Source organism: Halobacteriovorax sp., from assembly GCF_041587335.1.
Taxonomy (GTDB): Bacteria; Bdellovibrionota; Bacteriovoracia; order Bacteriovoracales; family Bacteriovoracaceae; genus Halobacteriovorax.
The window spans coordinates 1-9,685 of sequence record NZ_JBFGYP010000114.1; the positions used below are offsets into that span (position 1 = coordinate 1).

Annotated in this window: 16 protein-coding genes and 1 tRNA gene; 6 read left to right on the forward strand and 11 right to left on the reverse strand. The window is 35.1% G+C overall.

Annotated features, from left to right (window positions below; translation table 11 throughout):
* Positions 1-95 precede the first annotated feature (95 nt).
* The gene (locus ABX784_RS13290; protein ID WP_372655543.1) at positions 96-470 is read right to left on the reverse strand and encodes a DUF1428 domain-containing protein; all 375 of its coding nucleotides are present in this window, start codon (positions 468-470) and stop codon (positions 96-98) included.
* 34 nt (positions 471-504) lie between these two features.
* Positions 505-1,107: a hypothetical protein gene (locus ABX784_RS13295; RefSeq protein ID WP_372655544.1), complete on the reverse strand. Its 603-nt coding sequence runs from the start codon at positions 1,105-1,107 to the stop codon at positions 505-507.
* Positions 1,108-1,219: 112 nt separating this feature from the next.
* Here ABX784_RS13295 and ABX784_RS13300 point away from each other — a divergent pair, with 112 nt between their 5' ends.
* Entirely contained in the window at positions 1,220-1,462 is a 243-nt protein-coding gene (locus ABX784_RS13300; RefSeq protein WP_372655545.1) for a hypothetical protein, read from the forward strand.
* Positions 1,463-1,472: 10 nt separating this feature from the next.
* Here ABX784_RS13300 and ABX784_RS13305 read toward each other — a convergent pair whose 3' ends face one another.
* Complete coding sequence (locus tag ABX784_RS13305) at positions 1,473-2,051, reverse strand: YceI family protein (protein ID WP_372655546.1); 579 nt, start codon at positions 2,049-2,051, stop codon at positions 1,473-1,475.
* Between the two features lie 136 nt (positions 2,052-2,187).
* Between ABX784_RS13305 and ABX784_RS13310 the strand changes: the two genes are divergently transcribed.
* Genes ABX784_RS13310 through ABX784_RS13320 form a run of 3 tightly spaced genes read left to right on the forward strand, consistent with a single transcriptional unit; the run spans position 2,188 to position 3,614 of the window.
* Positions 2,188-2,823 (forward strand): lysophospholipid acyltransferase family protein, encoded by a 636-nt coding sequence (locus tag ABX784_RS13310; RefSeq protein WP_372655547.1) that lies wholly within the window; start codon positions 2,188-2,190, stop codon positions 2,821-2,823.
* Between the two features lie 27 nt (positions 2,824-2,850).
* Positions 2,851-3,144, forward strand: a complete 294-nt coding sequence (locus ABX784_RS13315) for a DUF2288 family protein (protein WP_372655548.1) — start codon at positions 2,851-2,853, stop codon at positions 3,142-3,144.
* Positions 3,145-3,146: 2 nt separating this feature from the next.
* Positions 3,147-3,614 carry a DUF1499 domain-containing protein gene (locus tag ABX784_RS13320; RefSeq protein WP_372655549.1) on the forward strand — a complete coding sequence of 156 codons (468 nt, stop codon included), beginning with the start codon at positions 3,147-3,149 and terminating at the stop codon, positions 3,612-3,614.
* On the opposite strand, the gene ABX784_RS13325 is transcribed toward ABX784_RS13320, so the two are convergent.
* From ABX784_RS13325 to ABX784_RS13345, 5 genes are all read right to left on the reverse strand, one after another.
* A complete protein-coding gene (locus ABX784_RS13325; protein WP_372655550.1) occupies positions 3,611-4,144 on the reverse strand; it encodes a gamma carbonic anhydrase family protein in 534 nt (177 codons plus the stop codon). The two genes, ABX784_RS13320 and ABX784_RS13325, sit on opposite strands and share 4 nt — an antisense overlap.
* A gap of 42 nt (positions 4,145-4,186) precedes the next feature.
* Positions 4,187-4,684, reverse strand: a complete 498-nt coding sequence (locus tag ABX784_RS13330) for a cytochrome c (RefSeq protein WP_372655551.1) — start codon at positions 4,682-4,684, stop codon at positions 4,187-4,189.
* Between the two features lie 90 nt (positions 4,685-4,774).
* Entirely contained in the window at positions 4,775-5,320 is a 546-nt protein-coding gene (locus ABX784_RS13335; protein ID WP_372655552.1) for a TIGR00730 family Rossman fold protein, read from the reverse strand.
* Positions 5,321-5,328: 8 nt separating this feature from the next.
* Positions 5,329-6,090: a TlyA family RNA methyltransferase gene (locus tag ABX784_RS13340; protein WP_372655553.1), complete on the reverse strand. Its 762-nt coding sequence runs from the start codon at positions 6,088-6,090 to the stop codon at positions 5,329-5,331.
* Positions 6,090-6,518 (reverse strand): hypothetical protein, encoded by a 429-nt coding sequence (locus ABX784_RS13345; RefSeq protein ID WP_372655554.1) that lies wholly within the window; start codon positions 6,516-6,518, stop codon positions 6,090-6,092. Before ABX784_RS13345 ends, ABX784_RS13340 begins: the two co-directional genes overlap by 1 nt.
* 46 nt (positions 6,519-6,564) lie before the next feature.
* Between ABX784_RS13345 and ABX784_RS13350 the strand changes: the two genes are divergently transcribed.
* Complete coding sequence (locus ABX784_RS13350) at positions 6,565-6,954, forward strand: VanZ family protein (protein WP_372655555.1); 390 nt, start codon at positions 6,565-6,567, stop codon at positions 6,952-6,954.
* Here the strand turns inward: ABX784_RS13350 and dapF are convergent.
* Positions 6,934-7,725: a diaminopimelate epimerase gene (gene dapF, locus ABX784_RS13355; protein WP_372655556.1), complete on the reverse strand. Its 792-nt coding sequence runs from the start codon at positions 7,723-7,725 to the stop codon at positions 6,934-6,936. The two genes, ABX784_RS13350 and dapF, sit on opposite strands and share 21 nt — an antisense overlap.
* A gap of 79 nt (positions 7,726-7,804) precedes the next feature.
* Between dapF and ABX784_RS13360 the strand changes: the two genes are divergently transcribed.
* A tRNA-Ile gene (locus ABX784_RS13360) sits at positions 7,805-7,881 on the forward strand.
* 169 nt (positions 7,882-8,050) lie between these two features.
* On the opposite strand, the gene ABX784_RS13365 is transcribed toward ABX784_RS13360, so the two are convergent.
* Positions 8,051-8,953: an alpha/beta hydrolase family protein gene (locus ABX784_RS13365; protein ID WP_372655557.1), complete on the reverse strand. Its 903-nt coding sequence runs from the start codon at positions 8,951-8,953 to the stop codon at positions 8,051-8,053.
* A 285-nt stretch (positions 8,954-9,238) separates the two neighbouring features.
* Positions 9,239-9,397, reverse strand: coding sequence for a hypothetical protein (locus ABX784_RS13370; RefSeq protein WP_372655558.1), 159 nt, complete (start codon positions 9,395-9,397; stop codon positions 9,239-9,241).
* Between the last annotated feature and the right edge of the window lie 288 nt (positions 9,398-9,685).

Below are 9,685 nucleotides of genomic sequence, written 5' to 3' on the forward strand. Positions count from 1 at the left end.
CTGAAGTGAGGTACTCTTTCTAACGGTTAGGCGTCTTCAAAGCCTGAATCAACTATAACTTATCTCTATAGTTGATTCAAGTTGAATATATTGAACTAAGAATCAGATTTTTCAAAATTTACTAATTTTTTAAATCCTCCCCACATCATTCTCTTTCCATCAAATGGCATCTCTTCATTTTCCATATCAACCATTCTAGGGTCACTCATTACTTTCTCGAGAACTTCATCTCTATGCTCTCTAGACTTGTAAGTTATCCAAGAGAATACAACGATTTCACCCTTCTCAAGATTTACACTTTGTGGAAAAGAAGTCTCTTCACCAGATCCAACATCGTCAGAAACACTTTCCACATAAGAAAGTGCACCATACTCCATCCAGATCTTTCCCGCTCTTTCTGAAATTGCTTTATAAGCATCTATATTCTTACTTGGTACTGGTGCTACGAATCCATCTACATAATTTAACATTTTCTATTTCCTTTTTTATTTTTGATTAATTAATTTATTCTTTTAATATCTCATCTAACTTAAGTAATGCCACAGGCATTGGCAGCTTATCCCAATCAAGTCCTAATAGCTCTTTTAAATAACTATTTGATATATCTTCTTTTGCTTCATAGAGGTCTTCTCTCTTCTTAAGAAGATTCATATCTGATGTACAATCACTCCCCTCACTCGCTCCAGGTGATCTAGCATTAAAGCCTAAGCATCCAAACGGCTTCCACTCTGGATCAATAGAACATCCCTTAGGACCCTTGTTAAAGAAGGGACAAGTATAAGTTCTTCTAAAAGTGCTGCCTAGGCCTGTTTGAATTTCGTAATCAAGTCTGTTGTTTCTAATTACTTCTTTAAGCTCTGAGATTAACTCCTCATTCCATCTCTTGTTTTTATGCAAGAAAGTATATAGCTCTAATGTCTGAATTGGATCTGTCTGCATTGAGTTTGAAACGAAGGTGCAACAAAGGCCTGTGCATGAAAAGCAGTTTATATCTTTACTAAGCAAGTTCTCCATATTTTCATTAAGAACAGATCTTCTCTCTTCATTACTTGGAAGGCCCTTACTGTTAATAAGTTCGCTATATAATTTTTCTGCTTTTTCATTCATCAGAGAGATTTATCCGAATAATAATGATATGTTAACCAATATTGATTGAAATGAAGATATTATAGATAATAAAGCTTCAATATTATTAAATAGTTACAGGATTTAAGAGATTATGGGTATCAAAGATATAGTTTTCAGTATGCTAGCTGTGATGGTGATCACTTTTGCACTCTATCCATTCTATAGAAAAAGAGAAGTTAAAACGAATGAGTTAGAGGTCAAATACTATGACGCTCTTAAGAGCAAGCAAGGAAATATAATGGAGCTTGGAATGGAGTACTATTTAAATATTGGCCTAGATAAAGAAACAGCAGAAAAATCAATTGAAAACGATATGGCCCACACGAAAGTGTAGGCCAGAATAATTACTTCGCAGTTAGTTTTACACTCAAGTTAACTTCATCATGAATTAACTTATCCCCAAGATCTTGAAAGAATGATCCGGACTTATACTTTATATCATAATGACTTCTATCAAATTTGATATCAGCAGTTGCTGTTGCCATCTTTCCTTTATTATCAACATTTGCTCTGAACATTACTGGTTTAGTGATTCCTTTAATTGTTAAATCACCTTCAACATCAAAGTGTCCGCCCTTACCAAGTCTTGAAGACTTAATAACAAGCTTTGCAGTTTTAAACTTTTCTGTAGAAAAGAAGTCATCGCTATGTAAGTGATTTACAAATTTCTTATTTGCTTTCTTCTTACTGATGTCTTCACAAGTAATAGAAGTCATATCGATAATAAACTCACCACCAACTAAATCAGTTCCGTTAAAGTTTAAATTTCCAGATTTAATTTTTACTTTTCCGTTGTGTGCGCCAGTAACTTTTGTAGCTTTCCAGTCAAGAGTTGAAGCTGAAGTATCCACTGTTAACTTTTGATTAGCAGCAAATACTGAAAATGTACTTAATGCTAAAATTAATGTCATAATTTTTTTCATTATATTCTCCTTAAATATTAATTTATAAATACTAGATTCTATTTTAATTGAGTACAAGCTCTGGGGAATAAATTTGCAAAGACATGACAATTCATCGAATTCGAGAGATAATAAAAGCTAATAATATAAGGACCTTATGCAAAGTATTGCTTGTTATCTAATATTCCTTTTACTCAAGGTAGTTAAATCTACTTATCGTTTTGAATATCAAAACCAGAGTGTTCTATTAGAAGAGGCGAATAGGAGTAGTTCTTATATACTAGCAATCTGGCATCAAAATATTTTGGCCTCAATACTTGCTCACTTAGATAGAAAGTACTCTATGATTATTAGCCCTTCTAAAGATGGTCAATATGCTGCAAGAGTCTGTGAACTCTTTGGTCATGAACCAATTCGAGGAAGTTCATCTAAGGGTGGTGTGAAAGCTCTTATAAACTCAATACGATCACTAAAGCACGGCACTCCAAGTGCTGTAGCAATCGATGGCCCTAGAGGTCCTCTATACAATATAAAACCCGGTGTTTTTGAAATGGCCAAGAAGTCGGGAGTTCCTATTATACCTTTAACTGTCACTCCCAAGAATTTCTGGACCTTTAAAAAGTCATGGGATCAGTTTAGGTTTCCTAAACCATTTACAAAAATTATCATCCACTATGGAGAGCCTATTTATTTGGCAGAATCAACAACAAAAGAAGAAATTATCGAATATACTAATAAACTTTATCTTGCGCTTATAAGTGATGAAGAGAAAATTATCACTAGCTTTGCGTGAAACCTAGCTATGGAGTATCCTTACCGTATGGAAGATTTAAAAGAAAAATTAAAAAGTGAAATTGAAAAAGCGACTTGGCCCTTATTAGAAGAGCACCACAAAAGAGAAGCTCTTCTCGTTGTAGATCTTGAGTTAGATCTTGTTACGGTTGCTGCAGCGGTTGCTGAAGATGACGTAGAGAATGTCAAAAACTGGCTATCTACAGAGAAACTTCTTCGTCCAACAGAAGAGATGGTTCAATCATGGGAAGAGAACCCAGAACTTGGATTTAGATTTATCATTATTCAGCCTTATGTAATTGCACAGGAAATAAAGGAATAGCTATGAAAAATATATTTTTACTACTTATAACGACTCTACTTGTGACTTCATGTATTGATAACTCTCCTCCACTAAAGAGAGGGATCTCTGTTAGAAAAATTGGAAAAGTAAGTGAATTCGCACTATCAGATTGCTATGAGAAGAACTGTGTTAACTCTAGAAAAGAGCTTACTGATGAAAATCAATTTATTGAACCTATCAAAATAATATCAACTAAAGATCTTGCTTTTGAAAAAGTAATGAAAATTATCTTGAAAGAAAAAAATATCAATATAGTGAGCAGTACAGATAACTATATTTATGCGACTCAAACTCTTTATGGAAAGTTAATCACCGATATTGAGTTCTATATCACTAATACAAAGAGAATCTATATGAGAGCACAAATGAGAGGTGTTCCATACGACTTAGGAAATAGTCGAAGACTATTAGAAAATATTAGATTTAAATTTCACCAAAACGATTACTAGTCAGATATTTTTTCGAAGCAGTTAGTATCTAAAAACTGCTTCGAGTATTTCTCATAGCTTTTAAAGTGCTGTCCATACAACTCTAATTCATTTTCTGTTAACTTTCTTTTTACTACCGCTGGCGTACCTATTATAAAGCTTCCCTCTGGGTATACTTTTCCAGGGGCAACAATAGATCCCGCAGCTACAAGTGAATTTTTTCCAATGATAGCTCCATCAAGAATAGTTGAGCCCATACCGATTAAACAATTATCTTCAATCGTGCAAGCATGTAAGGTAACACTGTGACCAACGCTCACACCATTACCAATAATAAGAGGTAGCTCTTCGGTCACATGTAACATACAGAGGTCTTGGATATTGGTAGACTCTCCAATATGAATCTCTTGAACATCTCCCCTAGCAACTGTTCTAAACCAAATACTTGATTTACTTCCAATCCACACCTTTCCAATAATATCTGCAGAGGGCGCGATAAAGACTTCATCAGCAATTGAGGGACTTATAGAATCAAATTTATAGATAGGCATAATTTTAGACCAAAAAAAAGCGGCCCTAAAGCCGCTGAGTATTTACTTTCTCTCAACCCAAGGGAGTTTAGAGATATATGCAGCAAGATCTTTAAAGTCTTGAGCTTCTAATTTCTTTAAGTAAGGTTGCATAACCTTATTTATTCTAGTGCCAGATTTCATATCTGTTAATTGTTTCTCTATGTACCAATCAAGCTGTCCACCGATCTGAGGAGCATTTTGAGATTTTTTCCCTTCACCTTTTTTACCGTGGCAAACAACACAAGTCTTATAGACTTCACTTCCGTGAACAAGTTGAGGTGTATCAAGAACAACAAGTGGTCCTTCTACTACTTCTTCTTCAACTTCAACTACAGGATTTAAAAGAGCTAAACGCTTCTCTTCTAATTCTTTTAAAGTTTGTAAATGATTTGCGTGCGCAAGCTCTTGTTTCTTCAAATCAAAGCGTGCATTAGACACTTTCTCAGACTTAAAAGTTTCAAGATTAGAAGCTACGATTATTGCAATTAAAACTACGGCGAAAGTCACCAACCTAGTCATGCGATCTCCAGACTTAAATATATTTCAAAAATGGTTTTATAAGTGATGAAAGTATATATTATCACACAACTATTGGCAATTATTACGCACCTAGACTAAGCAATTTTTAAGTGACTTTTCTAACTCTTCAAAAGTATCAACAACAGTTATTAACTCTAAATGCTCATCAGAAAGGAAACCTTCCTTATTTATATGGTCAAAATGCTTAACTAAATTGTCAAAGAAACCATTAAAGTTTAATAGGAAGCAAGGCTTTTGATGGTATTTTAGCTGTGCCCACGTCAATATTTCACAAAGCTCATCAAGTGTCCCAAAGCCACCAGGCATTGCAACAAAAGCATCTGACCAATCGTACATTAATTGCTTTCGTGTGTGCATTGAGTCAACCACTTCAAACTTTGTAAGCTTTGGATGGGCCACTTCCCAGTCTACTAAAGACTTAGGCATAACTCCCCAAACTTCACCATTAGCATCAAGAACTTCATCGGCCATTGTTCCCATGACGCCAATAGATGCCCCACCATAAACTAGACCCATCTGATTATTTGTGAGAACTGAACCCATTTCTTTTGCCATAGACTTATAGCTTTCTCCGTTCCCAGCACTTGATCCACAAAATACACATACCTTTTTCATAAATTTCCTTAAATTTTTGCTAAGTCATCTCTTTTAAATAGATGCTCATTTAATGTTTTATCAAAGTAGAAAAAATACTCCGTATTCCCTGTCTTACCTTTGATTGGAGAAATGGTAGCGTTTTTAATCGCATAACCCTTCTCTTCACACCAGTCATATAAAGACTCAAGTGAGTTTAATTTTGCTTTCTCATCTTTAACGATTCCACCTTTTCCTATATTTTCTTTACCTACTTCAAACTGTGGCTTAACTAGCACAACAGCTTTTCCATCTTCTTTCACTAGAGAAATAATCGTATCCAGTGTGAGCTTTAAAGAAATATAAGATAGGTCTACTACAGCTAAGTCTACTAATTCATCTAACTCTAGTTCGTGTCTTATGTTTATGCCTTCCATATTTTCTACTCTAGAATCTTCTCGAAGAGAGAGAGCAAGCTGTCCGTGACCAACATCAATAGCGTAGACTTTTTTTGCGCCATTTTTTAAAATATAGTCCGTAAATCCACCAGTAGAAGCTCCCACATCGGCAACGACCATATCTGTAGGATCAATATCAAAGTACTTCAAAGCTCCTTCAATTTTATGAGCACCACGGCCCACAAAGAGAGTCTCTTTGCGCACTTCAAGCTCTTCTCCGTCCACTAAAAAGGAAGACTTCTTTACCAGTGTATTTTTATAGAACACTACTCCCTCTTTAACGAGTTGAGTTGCCTGTGACCTTGTTGAGGCCATACCTAGTGTAACTAAAACTTTATCGACGCGATCTTTCATTAGAGTAGTGTTGGGACAATTTTTATTATGACTTCTTGTCCTGACTTATCATCAAATACAAGAACTTTTTCAGAGTCTAGTGGAATGGTAAAGTCATTCTCAGTAATACTTTTCAAGATACTCCCCTGCGAATTGTAAATTTTCCCAGTTAAAGCAATTAAAGGGCTTGGCCCATAGTCATTTAGATTTTGAACAAAGAAGGCCTTGAACTCAACGCCGACTCCATTTTTCATTGTAACAAAGAAGCTTTCTCCATTTTCGAGTTCCTTAATTTCATGGACCTCACTTACGAGAATATGACCTTCATTAGCACTAAGTGCTTTCTTATGAATGATTCCAAGATTTAGAACTATTGTTGCTTGAGCTGATAAACAGATCATAAGGAGAATAGAGCTAAGAAAAATCTTTAGATAACTTTTATTTTGCATAGAGCTAGTTTATTATCAATTTGTTAAAAACTCAAAATTATAAATGATGAAAGAGCTAAAACTTCTAAAATTATGGTTATTCATTGGACTCAGCTATATAGCAGTGATCTTTTACCTATGTCTAAAAAGGACAGAGCCTTCTATTCCCCCATTTCAGCACATTGATAAAGTCATTCATTTTTCTGCATACTTCTTAATGATGAGCTATTTCGTCCAAATCACAAAGAAAGAGTCCTATAAGAACATATTTATAATCTTTTTCTTAATCGGGGTTCTAATAGAGCTCTTGCAGCTAATGTCTGGATACCGATCATTCGAGTTACTTGATATTCTAGCAAACACCACAGGCCTGGTGATAGGCCTAGTTACGTTTGGTAAGTTCTTTTCTAATATTATTTTATATATTGAGAAGCTTTTAAATTTCAAAGACACCTGAAAATATTTTCTCTGCTTTTCCACATAGAAAAACCTTTTCTTCTTGAAATAAAATTCGAAGGTTACCGCCAGGGACATCTATACTTATAGAGTCTAAAGACTTGTATAACTCTCTGTATGCCCAAGCGCAGGCAACGGCTCCTGTGCCACAAGCGAGAGTCTCGCCTTCAACACCTCTTTCATATGTTCTAACTTTGAGGTTACCATCACTTATAATTTCCACGAAATTAGCATTGCATCCTTCTGAAAATCTACTATCGTAGCGAACCTTAGCTCCCCACTCATCCAGAGGGATGTCATTAACTGTATCTAAGAAGTAAACACTATGAGGTACTCCTGTATTCATATAGAAAGAATTTGAGCTTTTTAGAATATCAGAAACATCGATTGCCTTAATTTCTTCTAACTGAGTCATTTCAAGCTTTATTTCGCCGTCTTTAAGAACTTCGCTTGTATAGATGCCATCTCTAGTTTTGAAAGTGAAGCTAGTCTTATCAAATTGAATTTTTTTAGCGAAGCTTGTGAGAGCTCTTGCTCCATTTCCGCACATTCCAACTTCTCCACCATCAGCGTTTAAATAGACCATTTCAAAGTCATATTCATCGCTATTATTAAAGAAGAGTACTCCGTCAGCCCCTATTCCAAAGCGTCTATCACAAAGCCTTTGCCAAAAGCTTGAATCTTTCGGATCAAATGAATTTGTTCTATTATCTAGAACGATAAAGTCATTTCCTGTTCCACAATATTTATCGAAAGATATTTTAGCGCTCATAGTCATCCTTTTTGATCATTTTCAGAATTTACATTATAGAATCTTCGACTTATATTATAAAGCCTAACAACCAATTTGAGGAGCATTAGCTCAGTTGGTTAGAGCCCCCGGCTCATAACCGGGTGGTCACAAGTTCAAATCTTGTATGCTCCACCATTTTTACGTTGAACGAACTATTTTCCTCAACGTACGCAAAAGCCTCCTTAATAGGGGGCTTTTTTGTGTCTAAATCAAAGGTTCTACTCCCTTAAGTCGGTTCAACCTCATATCGTTAAATCAGAAACGAACACGATTTGCTAAAAAGCCTTTAGAAATAGAGGCTTTTTTATTTTAGATTTTTTTTCAAAAATTTTAGCACCAATGACCTTCTTTCCCACTCACTCTCCTTTACAAAAGAATGACCAGCATTTTTAAAGTAGTGTGCCTCTACTGGTAAATTGGCCCCCTTGAGAGTTTCCACAATTCGCTTTGACCTACTTACTGACCAAACTCTGTCTTCTAGTCCGTGAGTTATTAAAACTGGCTTCTTAAATTTTTCAATTTCAATTCTTTTACCATATGGAATAGTTACTCCTTTTATCTTCCAAGAACTCTTAGTCTTCCAGTCAGGGTGACTGTAAACTTCATTTGGACTTATTCCTCCACACTTCTTATTCCATCTTAATTCTGTTTTCTTGCACACGTTCTCACCTTTTTTACAAATCCAACATTTAGAGTTTTTCCAATCTGAATTGTAATACCCCGTAAAAGTGTCTGATGGCGCATGAGCTATCGTTGCGACAGGGGAATCTTTAGGATCTATATAGCTCGATAACCCCAGCGCTAACTCAGCCCCTCGGGAATGACCAAAAATTGAAAACTTATTAGATACATATTTAGATTCTTTGAACGTTTTTAAGTCTTTTAAGATACTGGCCAGTTCAATATCCTTAAGAGTTTCGTTTTTATCACCACTTTTTTTCCAACAATTAAAGTAACAGTAAACTAAGACTGTATAACCTTCATTAGCAAGTTCCATTGCCATAAAGGTTAAGCTTCTTGCTGAACCACCTTCACTACCATGTAATAAAACAACACCTGGTCGTGGGCTAAGGTCTCCAGCAACATACAATAGACCGTTTGGTATCTTCTTATCCCAGATTCTTTTTACTTTTAAATCTGAAGCAAATAAATCTCCGCCAAGGTAAGAGATCAATAATACAACTAGTAAACCTAACTTTTTAACCATTTTAAGATACCTACATAAAAGAAGTTCAATTCTATAACATAAGATTATAACCATAATATATCTAGTTTACTCACTCTATTATTCCAAGTTCACAACTCACTGAAAATTCATTTCATCGACTCGAGATAGATAGATAGATAGATAGATAGACTAATATCACTGAGGAAAATAACCAAATAGAAGAAGTTCATGAATTAAATCATAGTTTTACAACTGAGGAAGAAAAGTTCGCGTAAGAAACTGAATGGACCACCATAAAAAGCCTATTCTTCGGAGTAGGCATTTTTATTTCAGTTCATCTAAAAAGTAGTAACCAAACTCTCTCTTTGTCATCAAAGAACAGAAGATAAAAACTATAAAAACAGGAACGGCGGTCATATTAAACAGACTCCATCCTTCTATTTCAGGTTTAACACTTAAGGCAATAATCGGTATACAAGTCAAAGAAACTCCGTAGTCTAGAGTTCGATTCTTCCACTTTCATGTAACTTCTTTACATGAATTTATATCAAGTTCATAACCATAACCGAAAGTGTTTCCTCACAAACTTTTCAAAATTTCTAAGCAGTCAAAAATACATTCAACGACTTAATAAGCTAAAGTGCCTCTTCTCGACATTAAAGACATCTTAAGCTACTAAAAACACGTCTAACACCTTCAATATCGACAGAAAAAGTAGATATAACAGAGCTTGGACCTCCCTTACGACTTTTGAATACTAAGATGAACTTC